General features: G+C 69.3%; 19 protein-coding genes, 1 rRNA gene, 1 pseudogene and 1 riboswitch. Of the genes and pseudogenes, 10 read left to right on the top strand and 11 right to left on the bottom strand.

What is annotated here, in order from left to right; translation table 11 throughout:
* Positions 1–136 precede the first annotated feature (136 nt).
* Positions 137–227, top strand: a riboswitch (TPP riboswitch).
* 67 nt (positions 228–294) lie between these two features.
* Positions 295–2,175, top strand: a complete 1,881-nt coding sequence (gene thiC, locus FU658_RS14000; RefSeq protein ID WP_147892647.1) for a phosphomethylpyrimidine synthase ThiC — start codon at positions 295–297, stop codon at positions 2,173–2,175.
* 104 nt (positions 2,176–2,279) lie between these two features.
* On the opposite strand, the gene ppa is transcribed toward thiC, so the two are convergent.
* From ppa to FU658_RS13985, 3 genes are all read right to left on the bottom strand, one after another.
* Positions 2,280–2,828, bottom strand: coding sequence for an inorganic diphosphatase (gene ppa, locus FU658_RS13995; protein ID WP_147892646.1), 549 nt, complete (start codon positions 2,826–2,828; stop codon positions 2,280–2,282).
* A 463-nt stretch (positions 2,829–3,291) separates the two neighbouring features.
* Positions 3,292–5,334, bottom strand: coding sequence for a sodium-translocating pyrophosphatase (locus FU658_RS13990; RefSeq protein ID WP_147892645.1), 2,043 nt, complete (start codon positions 5,332–5,334; stop codon positions 3,292–3,294).
* A 236-nt stretch (positions 5,335–5,570) separates the two neighbouring features.
* Complete coding sequence (locus tag FU658_RS13985; RefSeq protein WP_147892644.1) at positions 5,571–6,824, bottom strand: 6-phosphofructokinase; 1,254 nt, start codon at positions 6,822–6,824, stop codon at positions 5,571–5,573.
* A 179-nt stretch (positions 6,825–7,003) separates the two neighbouring features.
* Here FU658_RS13985 and FU658_RS13980 point away from each other — a divergent pair, with 179 nt between their 5' ends.
* From FU658_RS13980 to FU658_RS13965, 4 genes are read left to right on the top strand one after another with little or no spacing between them, the layout of a single operon-like run.
* Positions 7,004–7,576: an adenylate kinase gene (locus FU658_RS13980; protein WP_147892643.1), complete on the top strand. Its 573-nt coding sequence runs from the start codon at positions 7,004–7,006 to the stop codon at positions 7,574–7,576.
* A 31-nt stretch (positions 7,577–7,607) separates the two neighbouring features.
* On the top strand, positions 7,608–8,135 hold the full coding sequence (locus FU658_RS13975; protein WP_147892642.1) for a hypothetical protein: 528 nt from the start codon (positions 7,608–7,610) through the stop codon (positions 8,133–8,135).
* Positions 8,136–8,159: 24 nt separating this feature from the next.
* On the top strand, positions 8,160–9,533 hold the full coding sequence (gene mpl / locus FU658_RS13970; protein WP_255505631.1) for a UDP-N-acetylmuramate:L-alanyl-gamma-D-glutamyl-meso-diaminopimelate ligase: 1,374 nt from the start codon (positions 8,160–8,162) through the stop codon (positions 9,531–9,533).
* Between the two features lie 9 nt (positions 9,534–9,542).
* The gene (locus FU658_RS13965) at positions 9,543–10,148 is read left to right on the top strand and encodes an LON peptidase substrate-binding domain-containing protein (protein ID WP_147892641.1); all 606 of its coding nucleotides are present in this window, start codon (positions 9,543–9,545) and stop codon (positions 10,146–10,148) included.
* A gap of 18 nt (positions 10,149–10,166) precedes the next feature.
* Here FU658_RS13965 and FU658_RS13960 read toward each other — a convergent pair whose 3' ends face one another.
* Entirely contained in the window at positions 10,167–11,294 is a 1,128-nt protein-coding gene (locus FU658_RS13960; RefSeq protein ID WP_147892640.1) for a phosphatase PAP2 family protein, read from the bottom strand.
* Positions 11,240–12,199, bottom strand: coding sequence for a DedA family protein (locus FU658_RS13955; protein ID WP_187266139.1), 960 nt, complete (start codon positions 12,197–12,199; stop codon positions 11,240–11,242). Before FU658_RS13955 ends, FU658_RS13960 begins: the two co-directional genes overlap by 55 nt.
* 34 nt (positions 12,200–12,233) lie before the next feature.
* On the opposite strand from FU658_RS13955, the gene FU658_RS13950 reads away from it, so the two are divergent.
* Positions 12,234–12,896 carry a protein kinase family protein gene (locus tag FU658_RS13950; protein WP_147892638.1) on the top strand — a complete coding sequence of 221 codons (663 nt, stop codon included), beginning with the start codon at positions 12,234–12,236 and terminating at the stop codon, positions 12,894–12,896.
* 44 nt (positions 12,897–12,940) lie between these two features.
* A complete protein-coding gene (locus FU658_RS13945; RefSeq protein ID WP_147892637.1) occupies positions 12,941–13,765 on the top strand; it encodes an SDR family oxidoreductase in 825 nt (274 codons plus the stop codon).
* Positions 13,766–13,796: 31 nt separating this feature from the next.
* Here FU658_RS13945 and FU658_RS13940 read toward each other — a convergent pair whose 3' ends face one another.
* Both FU658_RS13940 and FU658_RS13935 read right to left on the bottom strand, forming a co-directional pair.
* Positions 13,797–14,576, bottom strand: coding sequence for an ion transporter (locus FU658_RS13940; protein WP_147892636.1), 780 nt, complete (start codon positions 14,574–14,576; stop codon positions 13,797–13,799).
* A gap of 76 nt (positions 14,577–14,652) precedes the next feature.
* On the bottom strand, positions 14,653–15,771 hold the full coding sequence (locus FU658_RS13935; protein WP_147892635.1) for a trans-sulfuration enzyme family protein: 1,119 nt from the start codon (positions 15,769–15,771) through the stop codon (positions 14,653–14,655).
* A 139-nt stretch (positions 15,772–15,910) separates the two neighbouring features.
* Between FU658_RS13935 and FU658_RS13930 the strand changes: the two genes are divergently transcribed.
* A complete protein-coding gene (locus tag FU658_RS13930) occupies positions 15,911–17,140 on the top strand; it encodes an aspartate aminotransferase family protein (protein WP_147892634.1) in 1,230 nt (409 codons plus the stop codon).
* Between the two features lie 46 nt (positions 17,141–17,186).
* Here FU658_RS13930 and hemL read toward each other — a convergent pair whose 3' ends face one another.
* Positions 17,187–18,479 carry a glutamate-1-semialdehyde 2,1-aminomutase gene (hemL, locus tag FU658_RS13925; RefSeq protein WP_147892633.1) on the bottom strand — a complete coding sequence of 431 codons (1,293 nt, stop codon included), beginning with the start codon at positions 18,477–18,479 and terminating at the stop codon, positions 17,187–17,189.
* A complete protein-coding gene (gene thiE, locus FU658_RS13920) occupies positions 18,476–19,114 on the bottom strand; it encodes a thiamine phosphate synthase (protein ID WP_147892632.1) in 639 nt (212 codons plus the stop codon). The genes hemL and thiE overlap by 4 nt, the downstream gene beginning before the upstream one ends.
* 69 nt (positions 19,115–19,183) lie before the next feature.
* Between thiE and FU658_RS13915 the strand changes: the two genes are divergently transcribed.
* Positions 19,184–19,387 carry a rubredoxin gene (locus tag FU658_RS13915; protein ID WP_147892631.1) on the top strand — a complete coding sequence of 68 codons (204 nt, stop codon included), beginning with the start codon at positions 19,184–19,186 and terminating at the stop codon, positions 19,385–19,387.
* Between the two features lie 15 nt (positions 19,388–19,402).
* Here FU658_RS13915 and FU658_RS13910 read toward each other — a convergent pair whose 3' ends face one another.
* Positions 19,403–20,248 (bottom strand): SirB1 family protein, encoded by an 846-nt coding sequence (locus FU658_RS13910; protein WP_147892630.1) that lies wholly within the window; start codon positions 20,246–20,248, stop codon positions 19,403–19,405.
* A 45-nt stretch (positions 20,249–20,293) separates the two neighbouring features.
* A pseudogene (locus FU658_RS13905) lies at positions 20,294–20,757 on the bottom strand (DUF192 domain-containing protein).
* 474 nt (positions 20,758–21,231) lie between these two features.
* On the opposite strand from FU658_RS13905, the gene FU658_RS13900 reads away from it, so the two are divergent.
* Positions 21,232–21,328 (top strand): 16S ribosomal RNA (locus tag FU658_RS13900); the annotation flags it as partial.

Genomic DNA, 21,328 nt, shown 5'->3' with positions numbered 1-21,328 from the left:
GGCGCTGGGGTGGGGGACATACCCCCAGGATCTTTAAAGAAAAACCACGCAGTGGTTTTTCGATCCAGGGGGTATGTCCCCCACCCCCGCGCTGCACCGAACTGGCCCTCGACACCACCCCGTGTTCCAATACACGGGCAAGAAGCGGGGGTGCCCAACTGGGCTGAGAATTACCCTTCGAACCTGATCCGGCTCGCACCGGCGTAGGGAGCTTCGACCCGCGCAGCCGGAACCATCGGCGTGCGTCGTGCCGGCGCCATCCGCTTCGTTTCCCGTCGCCCAAAGGACGAAGCCATGAATGCCGTGCCCACCGAACTGGCCCTCCAGGCCCAGAAGCTCTCCGAATCCGTCACCAAGCCGGTCACCGGCTCGCGCAAGATCCATGTCGAGGGCTCGCGTCCGGACGTGCGCGTGCCGATGCGCGAGATCGTGCTGTCGGACACGCCGCTGATCTTCGGTGCGGAGAAGAACGCGCCGTTTTGCGTGTACGACACGTCCGGCCCTTACTCCGACCCCGAAGCGGACATCGACCTGGCCGCCGGCCTGCAGCCGCTGCGGGCGGAGTGGATCGGCGAGCGGGGCGATACCGAGGCGCTGGACGGGCTGAGTTCGGAGTTCGGGCGCGGTCGCGAGACCAATCCCAAGCTCGATTCGGTGCGTTTCCCGCGTAGGCATGCGCCGCGTCGCGCGCTGGCCGGGGCCAATGTCAGCCAGATGCACTACGCCAAGCGCGGCATCGTGACGCCGGAGATGGAGTTCATCGCGATCCGCGAGAACCAGCGTATCGAGGCGATCACCGAGGCGCACCTGCTCAACCAGCATCCGGGGCACAGCTTCGGCGCCAACATCCAGCAGCGCATCACGCCGGAGTTCGTGCGCGAGGAGGTGGCGCGCGGGCGGGCGATCATCCCGAACAACATCAACCACCCCGAAAGCGAGCCGATGATCATCGGCCGCAACTTCCTCACCAAGGTCAACGCCAACATCGGCAACTCGGCCGTGTCCTCGGGCATCGCCGAGGAGGTGGAGAAGCTGGTGTGGGCGATCCGCTGGGGCGCGGACACGGTCATGGACCTGTCCACCGGCAAGCACATCCACGAGACGCGCGAGTGGATCATCCGCAATTCGCCGGTGCCGATCGGCACGGTGCCGATCTACCAGGCGCTGGAGAAGGTCGACGGCCGAGCCGAGGAGCTGACCTGGGACATCTTCCGCGACACGCTGATCGAGCAGGCGGAGCAGGGCGTGGACTACTTCACGATCCACGCCGGCGTGCTGCTGCGCTACGTGCCGCTGACCGCCAAGCGCGTCACCGGCATCGTCAGCCGCGGCGGTTCGATCATGGCCAAGTGGTGCCTGGCACACCATCGCGAGAGCTTCCTCTACGAACACTTCGAGGAGATCTGCGAAATCATGAAGGCCTACGACGTGGCCTTCTCGCTGGGCGATGGCCTGCGCCCGGGCTGCCTGGCCGACGCCAACGACGCGGCGCAGTTCGGTGAACTCGAGACGCTGGGTGAACTCACCAAGATCGCCTGGAAGCACGACGTGCAGACCATGATCGAGGGCCCCGGACACGTGCCGATGCAGCTGATCAAGGAGAACATGGACAAGCAGCTGGTCGAGTGCGGCGAGGCGCCGTTCTACACGCTTGGGCCCCTGACCACCGACATCGCACCCGGCTACGACCACATCACCTCGGCGATTGGTGCGGCGATGATCGGCTGGTACGGCTGCGCGATGCTGTGCTACGTGACGCCCAAGGAGCACCTGGGCCTGCCCAACCGCGAGGACGTGCGCGAGGGCCTGATGGCCTACAAGATCGCCGCCCATGCCGCCGACCTGGCCAAGGGCCACCCGGGCGCGCAGGCGCGCGACAACGCGCTGTCGAAGGCGCGCTTCGAGTTCCGCTGGGACGACCAGTTCAACCTCGGCCTGGACCCGGACCGGGCCCGCGAGTACCACGACGAGACCCTGCCCAAGGACGCGCACAAGGTCGCCCACTTCTGCTCGATGTGCGGCCCGCACTTCTGCTCGATGCGCATCACCCAGGACGTGCGCGACTACGCCAAGGACCAGGGCGTGTCGGACGCCGCCGAGGCGCTGGAGAAGGGCATGGCCGAGAAGGCCGCGGAGTTCCGCGAGAAGGGTGCGGAGGTCTACCACCGCGAGTGAGCGCGCGGGTTGATGCAATGAAAAAGCCCCGGCATGGCCGGGGCTTTTTCGTGCTGCGGGTTCCGGTGGCGCGAGCCGTCCGCCCGCGCGCCGCGTCCGCTGCCTCAGAAGTTGAGCTTCTCGGGCGAGCTCTCGTAACGCTCGATCGACTCCCGGATGATCTTCTTCGCCTCGTCGGCGCCACCCCAGCCGTCGAGCTTGACCCACTTGCCCTTCTCGAGGTCCTTGTAGTGCTCGAAGAAGTGGCCGATGCGCTCCAGCCAATGCGGCGACACCTGCTCGATGTCGTCGATGTGCGAATAGCCGCCGAACACCTTCGGGTGCGGCACGGCCAGCAGCTTCTCGTCCTGACCGGCTTCATCCGACATCTTCAGCACGCCGACCGGCCGGCAGCGGATCACCGAGCCCGGGATCAGCGGCAGCGGCAGGATCACCATGACGTCGACCGGGTCGCCATCGCCACACAGCGTGTGCGGCACGTAGCCGTAGTTGCACGGGTAGCGCATCGGCGTGGACAGGATGCGGTCGACGAAGATCGCGCCGGTGGCCTTGTCCACCTCGTACTTCACCGGCTCGGCGTCCTTGGGAATCTCGATGACGACGTTGATGTCATCGGGCAGGTGCTTGCCGGCGGGAACGAGGTCGAGGCCCATGGGTGCTCCAGTTCAATGCGGGGGATTCAAGGCCGGCAATAATACGCCAACCCCTGCTGCAGCGCACCAAAGCCCCTCCCACGCACCACTCCATCGAGCGCTCCACCCGCTCTTGCTCTCGCTGTTGCTTCGCTGTGGCTTTGGCTTCTCCCCCCAATCCAGCCGCGTGGGTCCGTGGGGAGCGGGAAACCTTCCCGCCAGAATCTTTAAAGAGCGGCCGCAGGCCGCTCGATTCCAAGGGAAGGTTTCCCGGTCCCCGCGCGCGGCGCCACGCCTTTCGCTCTTGAAGCACGCAACGAGCAGAGCCAGAAAAGCGAAAACCAGACATCCCAACGGCGCCGGGCCGCGCCGGGTATACCTCCCTGGATCGAAAAACCCCTTCGGGATTTTTCTTTAAAGATCCTGGGAGGTACACCCGACACGGCCCGTCACCACGAACCGGTCCGGCTCGTCTGTTACGTCATCACAGCAAGGGCACCATCAGCAGCGCCACGATGTTGGTCACCTTGATCAGCGGGTTGATTGCAGGGCCCGCCGTGTCCTTGTACGGATCGCCGACCGTGTCGCCGGTGATCGCCGCATGGTGGGCCTCCGAACCCTTGCCACCGTGATGGCCCTCTTCGATGTACTTCTTCGCGTTGTCCCACGCGCCACCACCGGTGCACATGCTGATCGCCACGTACAGGCCGGTGACGATCGTACCCATCAGCAGGCCGCCCAGGGCCGCGGGGCCCAGCAGCAGGCCGACGGCCACCGGCACGAACAGCGGCAGCATCGAGGGCAGGATCATCTCGCGGATCGCCGCGCGCGTGAGCAGGTCCACCGCGCGGTCGTAGAGCGGCTTGCCGGTGCCTTCCATGATCCCCGGGATCTCGCGGAACTGGCGCCGGACCTCCTCGACCACGCTGCCCGCTGCGCGCCCGACGGCCTGCATCGCCATCGCGGCGAACAGGAACGGGATCAGGCCGCCGATCAGCAGGCCCACCAGGACATCGGGCTGGTCGATCGAGAAGTTCACCACCAGGCCGTCCGCCCCCGGCCGCTCGGAGAGCTTGTGGGCGTAGTCGGCGAACAGCACCAATGCGGCCAGGCCGGCCGAGCCGATGGCGTAGCCCTTGGTGACGGCCTTGGTGGTGTTGCCGACCGCGTCCAGTGCGTCGGTGGTCTTGCGGATCTCCGGGTCCAGCCCGGCCATCTCGGCAATGCCGCCGGCGTTGTCGGTGATCGGGCCGTACGCGTCGAGCGCCACGATCATGCCGGCCATCGACAGCATCGAGGTGGCGGCAATGGCGATGCCGAACAGGCCACCCAGGTGGTAGGTGAGCAGGATCGCGCCGGCCACCGACAGGGCCGGCAGGGCGGTCGACTTCAGCGACACCGCCAGGCCGGCGATGACGTTGGTGCCATGGCCGGTTTCGGAGGCCTTGGCGATGTCGCGGACCGGGCCGAAGTCGGTCGAGGTGTAGTACTCGGTGATCACGCACATCAGCCCGGTCAGCACCAGGCCGACGATCGCGCACCAGAACAGCGGCACGCCCAGTTCGGCACCCAGCATCGTGGTGGTGACGAAGTAGAAGCCGACCGCCGCGAGGATGCCCGACAGCGCCAGGCCGCGGTAGAGCGCCGCCATGATCTTGCCGTCGCCGGACACCTTGACGAAGAACGTGCCGATGACCGAGGCGAGGATCGACACCGCGCCCAGTACCAGCGGCAGCATGACGCCGGCCCAGCCGTAGGTGGTGTAGGTGATGCCGGCGATCAGCATCGTTGCGATGATCGTGACCGCATAGGTCTCGAACAGGTCGGCGGCCATGCCGGCGCAGTCGCCGACGTTGTCGCCGACGTTGTCGGCGATCACCGCGGGGTTGCGCGGGTCGTCCTCGGGGATGCCGGCCTCGACCTTGCCGACCAGGTCGGCACCGACGTCGGCGCCCTTGGTGAAGATGCCGCCGCCGAGGCGGGCGAAGATCGAGATCAGCGAGGAGCCGAAGGCCAGGCCGATCATCGGTTGCAGCGCCGCGGTGACCGCTTCGCCGGACTGCTCGCCACCCATGACGAACATGAAGTAGCCAGCCACGCCCAGCAGGCCCAGGCCGACGACCAGCAGGCCGGTCACCGCACCGCCACGAAAGCTGACCTGCAGCGCCTCGTTGAGCCCGACCGTGGCGGCCTGGGTCGTGCGCACGTTGGCGCGCACCGAGACGAACATGCCGATGAAGCCGGCCGCGCCGGACAGGATCGCGCCGATCGCGAAGCCGATCGCGGTCAGCCAGCCGAGCAGCGGGATGAAGCCGATGATCAGGAACAAGACCAGGCCGACCGCGCCGATCGTGTAGTACTGCCGTTTCAGATAGGCCGCCGCGCCTTCCTGGATCGCCCCCGCGATCTCCTGCATGCGCGCGTTGCCGGTGGGTTGCGCCAGGATCCAGCGCGCGGAAAAGACCCCGTAAAGGATCGCAAGGGCCGCGCAACCAAGCGCCAGCCACAAACCGTACTGCTCCAGCATGTTTCCCCTCCCCAAGGTGGACGTGGGTGGCGCCGGAGGTTTCCGGCGCTCACCGACGCTGCACCCGGGCGGGTGGACCCCCGGCAACGCGGTTGAATCGACTTCCCGGGCGTGTGGGGATCCCCTGCTCCGGGCAACAACGACGGCCCGAGTATGGCAAACCCGGCGCATGGCGTAACCCTGCAGCGCAACAGGGGCGCTGCCGCGGCTCCCGGAGTGCCGGGAGCGGGCCCTGGTCAGGTCTGGAAGTCGGGCAGCTTGCGCTTCACCGGCACGTTCTGCAGGCGCACGTACTTCGGCAGTCCGTCGCGCCCGTACGGCGGCGGCACCTCGCCCTGGATCAGCGGGGCCAGGTAGCGCCGGCAGGCCGCGGTGATGCCGTAGCCGTCGCGGCGGATGAAGCCCTTGGGCATCGTCTTCTCGGCATTGGCGATCTTCGACAAGGGGGCGGGTTCGATCTTCCAGCGGTAGGGTTCGTCGCGGGTGCGCACGATCACCGGCATCACCGCGTTGCGCCCTTCCAGCGCGTACTCCACGGCGGCACGACCCACGGCCTGGGCCTGCTCGAGGTCGGTCGCCGACGCCAGGTGGCGAGCGGAGCGCTGCAGGTAGTCGGGTACGGTCCAGTGCACCTTCAGCCCGAGCTCGTCCTTGACCAGGGCGGCGATGTGCGGCCCGACGCCGCCCAGCTGGCTGTGGCCGAAGGAGTCCTTGCCGCCGGCCGCGGCGACGAAGCTGCCGTCTGGCAGGCGCAGGCCTTCCGAGACCACCACCACGCAGTAGCCGACCTTGGACACGGTGTCGGCGACGCGTTCGAGGAAGGCGGCCTGCTCGAACGGCCGCTCGGGGAACAGGATCAGATGCGGGGCGTCGTTGTTGCCGGTGCCGGCCAGGCCCGCGGCCGCGGCGAGCCAGCCGGCGTGGCGGCCCATCACCTCGTAGACGAACACCTTGGTCGAGGTCTCCGCCATCGCCTCGACGTCGAAGCTGGCCTCCAGCAGCGACACCGCGGTGTACTTCGCGGCCGAGCCGAAGCCCGGGCAGGTGTCGGTGACGGCCAGGTCGTTGTCGACCGTCTTGGGCACGCCGATGCAGTGCAGCTCGTAGCCGAACTCCTCGGCCAGCTGGCTGACCTTGTGCGCGGTGTCGGCCGAGTCGTTGCCGCCGTTGTAGAGGAAATAGCGCACGTCGTGGGCCTTGAACACCTCGATGAGGCGCTCGTACTTGGCGCGGTCGACGTCGAGCGACTTGAGCTTGTAGCGGCAGGTGCCGAACGCACCGCCCGGGGTGTGGGCCAGCGCCCGGATCGCCGCGATCGGCTCGCGGCTGGTGTCGATGAGGTCCTCGCGCAGTGCCCCGACGATGCCGTTGCGGGCGGCCAGCACCTTGACGCGATGCTGGCGCGCGGTCTCGATGACCGCCGATGCCGTGGCATTGATGACGGCGGTGACGCCGCCGGACTGGGAGTAAAGCAGGGTTCCTTTGCTCATGACCGTAGGTCCTTCAGGGGAGTGCTCGATGGCAGTGCTGGTTTGACTGGGGGCCGCGCCACGGGTAGCGTTCGACACCATTGCTCGGGCCCTGTCGGCCTTCAGTCTAGCGCCGCCGGGTCGGCAGCAGATGACGGCCGGGTCCAGCCACGCATTCCATCTCTGGGGACATCCTCATCATGCGACTCGTTCTTCTCGGTGCGCCCGGTTCGGGCAAGGGCACGCAGGCCACCCGTCTCAAGGACCATCTCGGTGTGCCGCACATCTCCACCGGCGACCTGCTGCGCGCCGAAGTGGCGGCCGGCACGGCGCTCGGCGTGCAGGCCAAGGAAGTGATGGCGCGCGGCGAACTCGTATCCGATGCGATCCTGCTGGGCATGCTCGAGGACCGTTTTTCGCGCCCGGACACCGCCCAGGGCTTCATCCTCGACGGCTATCCGCGCAACCTGGCCCAGGCCGATGCGCTCGACGCGCTGCTGGAGCGGATCGGACAGCCGGTCGACCGGGCGGTGCAGCTGGACGTGCCGACCGAGGTGCTGGTGGATCGCCTGGCGGGTCGCGCCAGCCTCGAGGGTCGCGCCGACGACACCCCCGAGGCGGTGCGCCACCGCCTCAAGGTCTACGAGGACGCCACCGCGCCCGTGGTCGACCACTTCGAGGGCCAGGGCAAGCTGGTGGCGCTCGACGGGGTGGGCGAGGTGGACGAGGTGCTCGCCCGGATCCTCTCCGCGATCGGGGCCGACCGCGCCTGAGCATGATCGCGATGAGCGGCAGGCCGGCGACATGATCGGCCTGCTGACCTGCCTGCGCGACATCTGCCTGTTCCGGGCCGGCCCCCAGGACTTGCCGTTCTCGCCCGTGCTGGCCCTGCGCCTGAGCGCGCTGCTGCTGGGTCTTGGCGTGGTCGGGACCTGGGTGCAGGGCGTGCCCGGCGAACAGTTCCCGCTGCGCCTTGGCTTGATGGTGGTCTTTTTGGTGGGCCCGCCGTGGGTGTTGTTGCGCCTGCGTGGGAAAGAACCGCGTTTCGTGCAGACGCTCAGCGCGATGGCCGGTGTCGGCGTGCTGTACAACATCCTGGCGCTGCCCTTGCTGATGGCGCTGGCCGGGGGCGGCGAGGCGATCGGTCGCGACCCCGGCCTGGTCCTGGTCGCCTGGATCCTGCTGGCGCTGACGCTGTGGCGGCTGCTGGTGGCGGGGCACGTCTGGCGCCACGCGCTGGACGTGCATCCGGGCACGGGTACGATGCTGGCGCTGGGCCTGTTCATCGCCCAGGTGCTGGTGGCAGGCTGGGCCCTGGGCGGCGGACAGTGACCGCCTGTTGATTTCGGAGACGACGTGAAGCTTCACATCCTGGGCATCTGCGGCACCTTCATGGGCGGCGTCGCCGCGTTGGCGCGCGAGCTGGGCGACGCGGTGGAGGGTTCCGACCTCAACGTCTACCCGCCCATGTCGACCCAGCTCGAGCAGCTCGGCATCACGCTGGCCCAGGGCTACATGGCCGCGAACATCGGCGCCGACGTGGACCAGGTGGTCATCGGCAATGCGCTCTCGCGTGGCAATGCAGCGGTCGAGCACGTGCTCGATGCGGGCATGGACTACACCTCGGGCGCGCAGTGGCTGAGCCAGCGCGTGCTGCCGGGGCGCACGACGCTGGCGGTTGCCGGCACCCACGGCAAGACCACCACGACCACGATCGCGATGTTCCTGCTCCAGGCCGCCGGCCGCGAGCCGGGCTTCCTGGTCGGTGGCGTGCCCGGCGACTTCGGCGTGTCCGCGCGCCTGGGCAGTGGCCCGGAGTTCGTGGTCGAGGCCGACGAGTACGACACCGCGTTCTTCGACAAGCGCAGCAAGTTCGTCCACTACCGGCCGAAGGTCGCGATCCTCAACAACCTCGAGTACGACCACGCCGACATCTTCCCCGACCTGGACGCGATCAAGCGCCAGTTCCACCACCTGGTGCGCACGGTGCCGGGCAGCGGGCGGTTGATCGTCAACGGCGAGGACGCGAACCTGGCCCAGGTGCTGGAAGCGGGCTGCTGGACGCCGGTGGAACGTTTCGGCATCGGGGCGAGCTTCGACTGGAGCGCGCGCCTCAAGGCGGACGATGGCTCGCGCTTCGAGGTGGTGCACGGCGATCGGCTGCTGGGCGAGGTGCATTGGCCTTTGCTGGGGCGGCACAACGTGATGAATGCGCTCGCCGCGCTGGCCGCGGTGGCGGCCTGCGGCGTCGACGTCGCGCCGCTGCTTGCGCGCCTGGCCGACTTCACCAGCGTGAAGCGGCGCATGGAGGTCTTGGGAGAACGCGGCGGCGTGGTGGTCTACGACGACTTCGCCCACCACCCGACCGCGATCCGCACCACGATCCAGGGCCTGCGCGCGAAGGTCGGCGAGGCCCGCATCGTCGTGGCGATGGAACCGCGCTCGAATTCGATGCGGCTGGGTGCGCACGCCGGGCAGCTGGCGCCGTCGCTGGAGGGTGCCGATGCGGTCGTGTTCCTGCACCGGCCGGAGCTGGCCTGGGACGCGGGTGCGGTGCTGGCCGAGTTGCGCGGCGACGGCGAGGCGGTGGCCGACGTGGAAGCGCTGCTGCAGGCCCTGCGCGCCCGGGTCGGTGAAGGCGACCACGTGGTGTTCATGTCCAATGGCGGCTTCGAGGGTGCACCACGCCGCTTCCTGGCGGCCTTGGGTGAAACCGCTCCGCCAGCCTAGACTGGACCCATGTCCGATCTCGCCACCGGCCCGCAGACGCTGCCCCTGTTCCCGCTGGGAACGGTCTTGCTGCCGGGCGCGGAACTGCGCCTGCGCATCTTCGAGGCGCGCTACCTCGACCTGGTCCGCACCTGCTCGCGACAGGGCACCGGCTTTGGCGTGTGCCTGCTGCTGGAGGGCCACGAGGTGGGTGGCGGCAGCGCCTCGGCGGCCACCGGTACCGAGGCGCGGATCACCGACTTCGGCACCACCGACGAAGGCTTGCTGGCCCTGACCGTGGTGGGAGGCCGCCGCTTCCACGTCGAGCACACCCGGGTGCGCGACAACGGCCTGGTCGTGGGCGAGGTGCGCTGGCACGAGACGCCGGAACCGGAAGAGGTGCGCCCTGAGCATGGCCTGCTCTCGCAGTTGCTCGAACGCATCGTGGCGCACTTCGGCGGTGCCCATGCGCGGGCCGGGCCGCGTGACTACGACGACGCCGACTGGGTGGGCTGGCGCCTTTCGGAACTGCTCCCGCTCAGCCCGCTGCAGCGCCAGTCGATGCTGGAGGAGGGCGATCCGCACCGTCGTCTCGACCGGATCCTGGAGCTGTTGCCGGAGCTGCCCAGGGAGTAGCCATGCCCTGTCGGGGCATCAGCGGGGGGTCGCTTCGCGCAGCCGGATCACGTTGAGCATCGACTCCGGCCGGAACACCTGCGCGTGTTCCAGCAGGCCCCCGCGCGACACCGAGTCCAGCAGCTCGCCGCGGGCCAGGCCATCGTCGGGCTGGGCCTCCCAGAAACTGACCAGGTCCAGGCGCGCGTTGAAGTGCAGCGTCTGCACGGTGCCCACCCAGAGCGGTCGCCGCTGCGGCATCAGCACGTAGGGTGCCGGCCACAGCCGCAACACCGAGAGCGCTTCGCCCCCGGCGTCCGCGCGTGCCATCAGCAGGGCCTCGGCACGGCCCTCGTAGGCGATCGGCAGCACCGGCAGGTTGTCCGGGGCGGCATCGTTGGCCATCGTGCGCAGCAGTCCTTCCCAGCCGCCGGCTTCCAGGCGCTGCCAGCCCTGCGCTTCCAGCGTGGCCACCAGCCGCTGCAGCTCGCCGCCGTACTCCACGTTCATGGGCCAGCTGCGCGCGCCGCTGATGCGGTTGCGGCGCTCGGGCAGCGCCTGCCAGCCCTCGGACCACCACAGCGGCATGTCCATCGGCTCGCGCACCAGGGGCGGGTCGAACTGGGCCAGCACGAAGGATGCCTGGCGCGGGCCGAACCAGGCCGCGCTCAGGCCCACGCAGAGGAAGAACACCAGGCTGACCGGCCGCACCCAGAAACTGCGCACCACGCGGCGCCGGTAGGCGATGCCCAGGCCGGTGATCCAGGCCAGCCCCAGCATCAGCCCGGCGAGCACGTCGGTGAACCAGTGCGCACCGAGATACAGGCGCGAGAACGCGACGCAGGCGATCAGCATGCCGGCCACGACGTAGGGCCAGCCGCGACGACGCCCCGGCAGTTCGCGCGCCACCAGCACCGCGAAGAAGCCGTAGACCACGGTCGCCATCGTCACCGGCACCGACGGGAAGCTGAAGCCGGGGGCAAGCAGGGCCTCCGGGGGACGCGGCATCTCCAGCAACCAGCCCAGACTGGTGACCAGCGCCAGACCGGTGACGGCCGCGCCCACCCAGTGTGCCGCGGCCGTGGTTCGTCGCCGCCACAGCAGCCAGACCGTCACCGCGAAGAAGGCCGGGCCCAGCACCGGCCAGTCCCCCAGCACGCTGAGCACCGCCAGCGGCTCGTCGCCAGCGGATTGCGCAGGCCGAGGAAGCCCCGGTAGACGCGCAGGTCGAAGGCCGAGGGCTCTCCGCCTCCGAGCTGCATCAGCAGCAGCGAGAAGAACACCCAGCCCGCACCCAGCAGGCCCAGGGCCAGCAGTGCCAGCGACGGTGATTCAGGCCGCTTCGGGTCGATCAGTGCCGAGGAATAGCGGCCCAGCACCGGATGGCGGTGCGACCAGGCCAGCACGCGTTCCACCAGCAAGGCCGCGCGCGGGGCCAGCACGCGGTAGAGCGCGAACACCGACAGGCCCATCAGGCCCAGCAGCACCAGCAGCACGCCGAGCACCACCGCCAAGCGACCCGCCACTGCCGAGAGCAGGTCCAGCCAGGCCCCGAACAGCCAGCCCGGCGCGATGAAGGCGAAGCCCCAGGTGGCCCCCGCGATCGCACTGACCGGGAGGAACCGCCGCCAGGGCATGTGCAGCATGCCGGCGATGGCCGGAACGATCGGCCGCACCGCGCCCACGTAGCGGGCGATGAGGATGCCCTTGAGGCCATGGCGGTTGAAGAACACCTCGCCGCGCACCAGCCACTCGGGATAGCGCGTGAACGGCCACATGCCGCGCAGCCGGCCCCCTTGGCTACGACCCACGCCGAAGCTCAGTGCGTCCCCGAGGAAAGCCCCGGCCGCCGCGCAGGCGATCGCGTACCAGGGGTCGATCAGGCCCAGTCCCACCAGGGTTCCGACACCGAACAGCAGAGGCAGCGCCGGCACGGCCAGGCCGACCAGCAGCAGTGCGTCGATGAACGCCACCAGGAAGATCACCAGCCCTGCGGTCCGCGGGTTCTGGCCGATCCATGCCAGCAGCGAGTCGAGGGTGGAGGAGTCCATCGGCGGATTATAGAAGCGCATCGCGCCCGATCGCCGGCATGCGAGAATCGGGGGCATGAGCTCACCCCCGCCCGCCCCGACCCAGCGCAGGACGCTCAAGCACGACACGCTGGGTGCGATCTTCCTCGAGGAATCCAGCGACGGCAGCCGCATCGTGCGCGACCCGGGTCGCGCCAATCGCGGCCTGCGCTGGATCTCGCGACTCATCGCCGGCAACGAGCGGCGTGCGCTGCGGCACCTGCAGGGGCTGCCCGGCCTGCCCCGCCTGCTGGCGGAGGGCGAAGGCGGCACCCACCAGCGCAGCTTCATCCACGGGCGCGAGATGCGCGAGGGCGGCATCACCGATCCGGCGTACTTCGGCCAGGCCCGGCGCCTGCTCAACGCCATCCACCGGCGCGGCGTGGCGCACAACGACCTGGCCAAGGAAGCGAACTGGCTGGTGGACGACGCCGGCGCCCCGGCCCTGGTGGACTTCCAGATGGCGTGGATGTCGCCGCGCCGCAGCCGGTTCTTCCGGCTGCTGTGCCGCGAGGACCTGCGCCACCTGCTCAAGCACAAGCGCACCTACTTCCCCGAGCGGCTCACGCCGATCGAGCGGCGCATGCTGGTGCGCCGGTCCTGGCTGCGCGAGGCCTGGTTCAGGACCGGAAAGCCGGTGTACCGCTTCGTCACCCGCCGGCTGCTGAAGTGGGAAGACAACGAGGGCAGGGGGCGCTGACCCGCGCCGGCCTTCCCGTCCCGGACCCGCATGGAGATACGACGATGAGTGGCCTAAAGGGCAAGACCCTCTTCATCACCGGCGCCTCGCGCGGCATCGGCCTGGCGATCGCGCTCAGGGCGGCCGCCGACGGGGCCAACGTGGCGATCGCCGCGAAATCCGCGGTGCCGAATCCGAAGCTGCCCGGCACGATCCACAGCGCGGCCGCCGCCGTGGACGAGGCCGGGGGTCAGGGCCTGGCGCTCAAGTGCGACATCCGCGAGGAAGCGCAGGTCCGCGAGGCGGTGGCCGCGACCGTGGCGCGCTTCGGTGGCATCGACATCCTGGTCAACAACGCCTCGGCGATCTGGCTGCGCGGCACGCTCGACACGCCGATGAAGCGCTTCGACCTGATGCAGCAGGTCAATGCGCGCGGCAGTTTCCTGTGCGCCCAAGCCTGCCTGCCGCACCTGCTGGAGTCCGCGAACCCCCACATCCTGACCCTGGCCCCGCCGCCGAGCCTCGATCCGAAATGGTGGGGGCCGCACACCGGCTACACGCTGGCGAAGATGGGCATGAGTTTCGTGACGATCGGCCTGGCCGCGGAGTTCGGTCCGCAGGGCGTGGCGGTCAACGCGCTGTGGCCGCGCACGCTCATCGCCACCGACGCGCTGAACATGATCCCCGGCGTCGAGGCCGCCAACGGGCGGCGGCCCGACATCGTCGCCGACGCCGCGCACGCCGTCTTGTGCACGCCCTCGCGGCAGCTCAACGGCCGCTTCCTGGTCGACGAGGAGGTACTGCGAGAGCGCGGGGCCGACGACGCGGCCATCGAGGCCTACTCGCTCGAGCCGGGTGCGCGCCTGTTGCCGGACCTGTTCCTGGACTGAGCGCGGGCCCCGGCGTTGGCCTCGGGCCAGCTCAGAGCTTTGCGCCGCACACCCGGCAGAAGCGCGCGTCGGCTTCGTGGCCGGCCTGGCCGCAGGCCTCGCAGCGGCGGCCCCGGAAGTGGCGGTTCATGCTGCCCGCCAGCTCCGCGGTGTAGATGCCGGTCGGCACGGCGATGATGCCGTAGCCGATCAGGATGAGCACCGAGGCCACCGAGCGGCCCAGGGCCGTGACCGGGGCGATGTCGCCGAAGCCCACTGTCGCCACGGTCACGATCGCCCAGTACATCGACAGCGGGATGTTGGTGAAGCCGTTCTCCGGCCCTTCTATCAGGTACATCACCGCGCCGAAGACCGTGACCAGCGCGAGGATCGCGGCCAGGAACACGAGGATCTTGCGCCAGCTGTTGCTGAGCGCATCGGAAAGGATGCTGGCCTCGTCGATGTAGCGCACCAGCTTGAGCACCCGGAAGATGCGCAGGATGCGCAGGATGCGGATGACCAGCAGGTACTGGGTGCCGGCGAAGATCAGCGCCAGGTAGGTGGGCAGCACCGCCAGCAGGTCGATGACGCCGAAGAAGCTGCGCGCATAGCGCCCGGGGCGGTCGACGATCGCCAGCCGGACCAGGTACTCGATCGTGAAGACGATCGTGAAGCTCCATTCCAGGGCCAGGAACAGCGTGCCGTGCTGCTCGCGCAGCGGCTGCACGCTGTCGAGCATCGTCACCAGGACGCTGGCGAGGATCGCGAGGATCAGCGCGATGTCGAACAGCTTCGCGCCCGGCGTGTCGTGTTCGAAGATCGTGTGGTACAGCCGCCCGCGCCAGCCGCGTCGGCCGGGCCGAAGTGGCTGCGCCGCGGCTCGACCGCCTTGTCGCTGTGGGCCGCGCTCATGCCAGGGCGCGCTCGAGGTCGGCGACCAGGTCCTCGGGGTGCTCCAGGCCGACCGAAAGGCGCAGCAGGTTCTGCGGCGAGGTCGGCTCCGGTCCCTCGACCGAGGCGCGGTGCTCGACCAGCGACTCGCAGCCGCCCAGCGAGGTGGCGCACTGGAACAGCTGCAGGGTTCCCGCGACGTGCAGTGCCTTCTCGCGCCCGCCGTGCACCTGCACGCTGAGCATGCCGCCGAAGCCGCGCATCTGCCGTGCCGCGAGCGTGTGGCCGGGGTGGCTGTCCAGGCCCGGGTAGTGCACCGCCTCCACGCCGGGATGGCGAGCCAGTGCCTGCGCGACGATCGCGGCGTTCTCGCAGTGCATGCGCATGCGTGCCGACAGCGAACGCAGCCCGCGCATCACCAGCCAGGCCGCGAACGGGTTGGCGGTGGCGCCGTGCAGCTTGCGGATCTCCCAGGCCGAGTTGGCGTGTTCGGCGTCCCTGGCGAACACCAGTGCGCCCCCCATCACGTCGCTGTGGCCGCCCATGTACTTGGTGGCCGAATGCATGACCACGTCGGCGCCCAGCGTGAGCGGCTGCTGCAGCGCCGGCGTGGCGAAGGTGCCGTCGACGACGAGCAAGGCGCCGACCTCGTGCGCGACGCCCGCAGCGGCGGCAATGTCGACCACCTTCATCAGCGGGTTGGAGGGCGATTCGATCCACAGGCAGGATGTGTCCGGCGTCACCGCTTCGCGCAGCGCGTCCAGGTCGGTGGCGTCGACGAAGCGCGCACGCAGGCCCCAGCGTGGCAGCCACTGCTGCGCCAGCGCGCGCACGCCGTGGTAGAGGTCATCCTGGAACACCACCTGGCTGCCGCTGGGCAGGGCCTGCAGCATCGTGCTGGCGGCCGCCATGCCGGTGGACACGAACAGCGCGCGCTCGCCCGCATCGAGCGCCGCCAGCGCCTGCTCCAGCCGGTGCTGGGTCGGGTTGCCGTAGCGCTGGTACAGGTAGCCGTGGTCCTGGGTGCCGTCGGGCGCGTGCAGGAAGGTCGTCGCCAGGTGCAGTGGCGGACTCAGCGCGCCGGTTTCCTCATCGGCCTGTGCGCCGGAATGCACGGCAAGGGTTTCAAGGCGCATCGGGACTCCGGTTCGGTTCGGCCAGCCCGCATTGTGCGCGAGAAGGCCGCCGCGCTGCACGGGTGGCGGCTACCGGTGGATGTCCCCCGTGCCCGATAATGGGATGTTCCGGCATCGTGCCGACCCCACCGGACATCCCATGAGCCACGCCTCCGAACTCATCGACTCCGCGCGCCGCCACTGGCTGCCGGTCTACCGCCCGCGCGAGCTGGTGCTTGAACGCGGCGAGGGCGCACGCGTCTGGGACAGCGAGGGGCGTGAGTACGTCGACTTCGCCGCGGGCATTGCGGTCAGTGCACTCGGCCATGGCGATCCCGACCTGCTGGCGGCGTTGCACGATCAGGCGGCGAAGCTGTGGCACGCCAGCAACGTGTTCCTGACCGAGCCGCCGGTGCGGCTGGCCGAGGAGCTGGTGGCCGCGGCGGAGTTCGCGCAACGGGTGTTCTTCTGCAATTCCGGCGCCGAAGCCAACGAGGCGGTGATCAAGCTGGCGCGGCGCTGGGCCAGCCAGCAGGGCCGTCCGCCCGAGCGTCGGGTGATCGTGAGTTTCCGCGGCAGCTTCCACGGCCGCACGCTGGCCGCGGTGACCGCGACAGCGCAGCCGAAGTACCAGGCCGGCTACGAGCCGCTGCCACAGGGGTTCCGCTACTGCGAATTCAACGACCTCGATGCACTCGACGAAGCGCTGGCCCCCGGCGACGTGTGTGCGGTGCTGGTGGAGCCGGTGCAGGGCGAGGGCGGCGTGGTGCCGGCGGCCGAGGGTTTCCTGGCCGCGCTTCGCGAGCGTTGCGATGCCCATGGTGCGCTGCTGCTGCTCGACGAGATCCAGTGCGGCATGGGCCGTACCGGCAAGCTGTTCGCGCACGAACACGCCGGCGTTCGACCCGACGCGGTCAGCCTGGCCAAGGCGCTGGGCTGCGGCATGCCGATCGGCGCGCTGCTGGTCGGGCCGGCGCTGGCGGAGGTGATGGAGTTCGGTGCGCACGGCACCACGTTCGGCGGCAACCCGCTGGCCTGCGCGGTCGCCCGCGTGGCCTTGCGCAAGCTGGGCTCGCGCGAGGTGCTGGCCAATGTCGCCGCGCGTTCGATCCAGCTGCGCGAGGGGCTGGCGGCACTGGGCCGCGACGGCGACCTGTTTCGCGAGGTGCGCGGGCAGGGGCTGATGCTCGGGGCCGTGCTGTCGCCAGCGCATGCCGGCCGTGCCGGCGAAGTGCTCGACCACGCTGCCGCGCAGGGCCTGCTGCTGCTGCAGGCGGGGCCGGACGTGCTGCGTCTGGTGCCTGCGCTGACCATCAGCGAGGCGGATTGCAGCGAGGGCTTGGCACGTCTGGACCGCGCACTGGCGGCGCTGCGGCAGGGCCAGGTCTAGATCGGGGAAGCCGGCCGCGCCTTGCGGCGCCGGACCGGTGCCGGGCTCAGGCCTCGGCGGCTTCGCGGAAGGCGTGCCGTGCCGCGTCGACCGTGGCTTCGATGTCTTCCTCGCTGTGCGCCGCGGACAGGAAGCCGGCCTCGAACGCCGACGGCGCGAAGTACACGCCGCGCTTGAGCAGGCCGTGGAAGAAGGTCTTGAACTGGTTGATGTTGCAGGCGGTGGCCTGGGTGAACGTGTCGACCTTCTGGTCGGTGAAGAACAGGCCGAACATGGCCGGCACGCGGTTCGTCGTCACCGCCACGCCGGCATCGGCAGCCGCCTGCTCCAGCCCGTCGCACAGCAGGTGCGTGCGCGCCTCGAGTTCGGCGTGGAAGCCCGGCTGGCGCACCAGCTCCAGCGTCGCCAGGCCCGCGGCCATCGCCACCGGATTGCCCGACAGCGTGCCGGCCTGGTAGATCGGCCCGGCCGGAGCCACCTGCTCCATCAGCTCGCGGCGGCCGCCGTAGGCACCCACCGGCATGCCACCGCCGATGATCTTGCCGAACGTGGTCAGGTCCGGGACGACATCGAACAGTTGTTGCGCGCCGCCGGCGGCGACCCGGAAGCCGGTCATCACCTCGTCGAAGATCAGCACAGCGCCATGCTTCGTGCACAGCGCGCGCAGGTGCTGCAGGTAGCCCTCGCGCGGGAGGATGCAGTTCATGTTGCCGGCGATCGGTTCGATGATCAGGCCGGCGATCTCGTCGCCGTGCGCGTCGAACAGCGCCGTGGCCGCGTCGAGGTCGTTGTAGGGCAGCGTCAGGGTCAGGTCGGCCAGCGCCGACGGCACGCCCGGCGAGTTCGGCAGACCGAAGGTCAGCGCGCCGGATCCAGCCTTCACCAGGAAGCTGTCGCCATGTCCGTGGTAACAGCCTTCGAGCTTCACGATGCGCGAGCGTCCGGTGGCGCCGCGGGCGACGCGGATCGCCGACAGCGTCGCCTCGGTGCCCGAATTCACCATGCGCACCATCTCCAGCGAGGGAACCATGCGCGTGAGCGTCTCGGCCATCGTGACCTCCAGCGCGTTGGGCACGCCGAAGCTGAGGCCATCGCGGGCGGTTGTCATCACCGCCTCGATGACCTTCGGGTGCGCGTGGCCGGCGATCATCGGGCCCCAGGAGCCGATGTAGTCGATGTAGCGGTTGCCGTCGACGTCATACAGGTAGGCGCCTTCGGCGCGCTGGGCGAAGAACGGCTCGCCGCCGACCGAGGCGAATGCGCGCACGGGAGAATTCACGCCACCGGGCATCAGCGGCAGGGCTCGGGTGAACAGGTCGTGGCTGGTGGAAGTGTTCATGCAGGGGGTTCCTGGAAAGCGGACTGGTAGGCGCGCGCGGCCTGGAGGGGGTCGGCCGAGTCGAACACGCCGCTGATGACGGCGATGAGGTCGGCACCGGCCGCGACGAGCGCCGGCGCATTCTCCGGCCTAATGCCGCCGATCGCCACCCGTGGCAGCCCCAGCGGCGCGCTCTGGGCAAGCAGGGAAGGCGACGCGCGTGGCGCATGCGGCTTGGTCGGCGAGGCTTCGAACGCGCCGAAGGCGACATAGCTGGCACCGGCCGTCGCCGCTTCGCGCGCAAGATCGATCCGGTCGTAGCACGAGGCGCCGATGATCGCACCGGCGGGCAGGCGTTCGCGGGCGTGGCGGATGCCACCGTCCTCGCGTCCCAGGTGCACGCCATCGGCCCCCAGCGCAGCCGCCAGCTCGACATCGTCGTTGATGACCAGCGCCACGCCGGCCGCGCGGCACAGCGACAGCAGCGCATTCGCCTGCTCGCGGCGCGTATCCGGGTCGGCCAGCTTGCTGCGGTACTGCAGCAAGGCCGGCGCGCAGGGCAGCACCTGCGCCACCTGTCGCAGCAGGCGGGCGGTGTCGGTTTGCTCCGGCGTGATCAGGTAGAGCCCGCGGACGGACCAGGTGCTTGGATGCATCGTGCTTTCTCGTCGTGCCTGAGGGTGGGACAATGGTCCGCCCCCATTGTGCATTCACGGACCTTTTCCATGAGCGACACCGCTTCCGCCGCCCCTCCCGTCGCCTACCGCAGCTGGATGTGCGTCGTATGCGGTTTCATCTACGACGAGGCCGAGGGCTTGCCGGAAGAGGGCATCGCGCCGGGCACGCGTTGGGAGGACGTTCCCGATGCGTGGACCTGTCCGGACTGCGGCGTCACCAAAGACGACTTCGAAATGGTGCCGCTGGAGTGATCGCGCGCGCCGGCCTCAGTTGAGGCGGGCGGGGCCCACGCTGGCCTCGATCAGTGCGGCACGCACCGGCTCGGCGTCCTCGCCGTCGGGATGCTCGCGCAGGTACCACTCCAGGTCCGAGCGCGCGCCCTTGAGGTAACCGATGCGGAGGTAGGCCAGGCCGCGGTCGCGACGCTCGGCATCCAGCGATGGATCGAGCTTCAGCAGCCGGTCGGCCGAGCGCGCCACGCGGTCGAAATCCTGGGCCTCGGCATACAGGGACTTGAGGTTGCGCAGCATGCGCACCGCGACCGCGCGCGGGGTTGCCGGTGCCAGGATCTGGTGCAGGTCGCTGTCATCGGGCACGTGGCCGTCGAGGTGCTCGCGTGCGCGCTCGCGCAACTCGTCCACCTCCAGCGGCCGGCCCTTGTTGAACGGGTCCATGACCAGCAGGCCCCCGTCCACCGGCAGGCGCACCAGGAAGTGGCCGGGGAACGAGACCCCCTGCAGGCCGATGCCGAGCCGCTCGGCCAGCGCCATCTGCACGACGGCCAGCGAGATCGGATTGCCCAGCCGGCGGTCGACCACGTCGTTGAGGTAGCTGTTGCGCGGGTCGTAGTAGTCCTCGTGGTTGCCGTCGAAGCCCAGCTCGACGTACAGGCGCCGGTTGATCGTCGCCAGGCGGTCGGCATCGTCGCGGGCGGCGTCGATCTCGTCGCGCAAGCCGGCGGCGACCTCGTCCAGCCACGCCGCGTAGGACTGCGGGTCGAGGTCGGGGTATTCGTCGCGGGCGATCAGCAACGCCGTGCCCAGCAGCGGCACGTCCTCGTCGTCGAGGAGGGCCAGGCTGCTCCAGTCGGGGAGTGTGTCGATGCGTTCCATGGGCCAGATATGGGCCCGTCGTGCCGTCCAGTCAAGCGTCCCGGCCTACCGCCGGTCGCTGATCGACGGCGACAGCCTCAGCTCGTCCCCCGGCTGGACGCCAAGCGCGCGGCCTCGCCGGCATTGATCTCAAGCGTGTACTGCGCCGGCCCGGCACTGGGATAGAGCGGACAGCGGTTGCCTGCGGTGCACGGCGGCGTCCGGGGCGACATCGACACCAGGCGAAGCTGTGCGTCGAAGTACAGGATGTCGAGCGGGATGCGCGTGTTCTTCATCCAGAACGCCTGCACCTCCTCCACGTCGTGGATGAACAGCATGCCGTGGCCCGGGGCCAGGCGGTCGCGGAACATCAGGCCCTGCGCGCGGGATGCGTCGTCGTCGGCGATCTCCACCACGTAGCGCTCGCCGCGCAGCTCCACCCAGTCCGCGTCGGTGCTCGCGCAGCCCAGCATCGGCAGGGACAGCAACACCACAAGCAGGCCCAGCAGTGCGGATCGAGAGGTTCGCATGGCGTGCGCGGGTCCGGTTCGGGTGGTCGCAAGACCATTCGCCAGCACGTCGCCGTAGTCAAGCGACGCGCGCAACTCTTTGATGCTGAACCCCCACCCCACGAGCGGTGGAAAAAGTTTGCGCGAGGGGCTTCACAAAGGTGTCGTGGATGTGCAGAATGCGCGGCCCGCCACGGTGGATCGCGAGATTTGGGTGGTGGGGGCGGCAGGAAAAAAGTTCGTTGCAGGGTGTTGACGGACCTCGATTCTGCTGTAAGATGTGCGGCTCCCTTGAGCGAAACGCTCCTGGGCTGGAACGCAGGGCCAAGCCCGCTTCCGCCAAGATCTTTGACAGTGTGCGCAGGTAATTTGTGCGGGCGCCTGCAGGAGGACGAGAGTCCATCTTGCAGACGTCCGAACCAAAAGCAGCAAAGTTATTAGTAAGCTAGTGACCGAAAGCTTGAGTCGGACTCTGCAGAAGAAAGCTGATGTTTTTAACTGAAGAGTTTGATCCTGGCTCAGAGTGAACGCTGGCGGCAGGCCTAACACATGCAAGTCGAACGGCAGCACAGGAGAGCTTGCTCTCTGGGTG

This window comes from Alkalisalibacterium limincola, assembly GCF_008017755.1.
GTDB lineage: Bacteria > Pseudomonadota > Gammaproteobacteria > Xanthomonadales > Xanthomonadaceae > Alkalisalibacterium > Alkalisalibacterium limincola.
This window is presented reverse-complemented; position numbering and strand designations above follow the sequence as displayed.

Bases quoted from the DNA above. Each gene is read 5' to 3' on its own strand.
- FU658_RS13990 (WP_147892645.1), bottom strand. From the start codon at position 5,334: ATGCTGGAGCAGTACGGTTTGTGGCTGGCGCTTGGTTGCGCGGCCCTT.
- FU658_RS13910 (WP_147892630.1), bottom strand. From the start codon at position 20,248: ATGGAACGCATCGACACACTCCCCGACTGGAGCAGCCTGGCCCTCCTC.
- FU658_RS13965 (WP_147892641.1), top strand. From the start codon at position 9,543: ATGTCCGATCTCGCCACCGGCCCGCAGACGCTGCCCCTGTTCCCGCTG.
- hemL (WP_147892633.1), bottom strand. From the start codon at position 18,479: ATGAACACTTCCACCAGCCACGACCTGTTCACCCGAGCCCTGCCGCTG.
- FU658_RS13935 (WP_147892635.1), bottom strand. From the start codon at position 15,771: ATGCGCCTTGAAACCCTTGCCGTGCATTCCGGCGCACAGGCCGATGAG.
- FU658_RS13945 (WP_147892637.1), top strand. From the start codon at position 12,941: ATGAGTGGCCTAAAGGGCAAGACCCTCTTCATCACCGGCGCCTCGCGC.
- FU658_RS13985 (WP_147892644.1), bottom strand. From the start codon at position 6,824: ATGAGCAAAGGAACCCTGCTTTACTCCCAGTCCGGCGGCGTCACCGCC.
- thiE (WP_147892632.1), bottom strand. From the start codon at position 19,114: ATGCATCCAAGCACCTGGTCCGTCCGCGGGCTCTACCTGATCACGCCG.
- FU658_RS13950 (WP_147892638.1), top strand. From the start codon at position 12,234: ATGAGCTCACCCCCGCCCGCCCCGACCCAGCGCAGGACGCTCAAGCAC.
- FU658_RS13915 (WP_147892631.1), top strand. From the start codon at position 19,184: ATGAGCGACACCGCTTCCGCCGCCCCTCCCGTCGCCTACCGCAGCTGG.
- FU658_RS13955 (WP_187266139.1), bottom strand. From the start codon at position 12,199: ATGCGCTTCTATAATCCGCCGATGGACTCCTCCACCCTCGACTCGCTG.
- ppa (WP_147892646.1), bottom strand. From the start codon at position 2,828: ATGGGCCTCGACCTCGTTCCCGCCGGCAAGCACCTGCCCGATGACATC.
- FU658_RS13975 (WP_147892642.1), top strand. From the start codon at position 7,608: ATGATCGGCCTGCTGACCTGCCTGCGCGACATCTGCCTGTTCCGGGCC.
- thiC (WP_147892647.1), top strand. From the start codon at position 295: ATGAATGCCGTGCCCACCGAACTGGCCCTCCAGGCCCAGAAGCTCTCC.
- FU658_RS13980 (WP_147892643.1), top strand. From the start codon at position 7,004: ATGCGACTCGTTCTTCTCGGTGCGCCCGGTTCGGGCAAGGGCACGCAG.
- FU658_RS13930 (WP_147892634.1), top strand. From the start codon at position 15,911: ATGAGCCACGCCTCCGAACTCATCGACTCCGCGCGCCGCCACTGGCTG.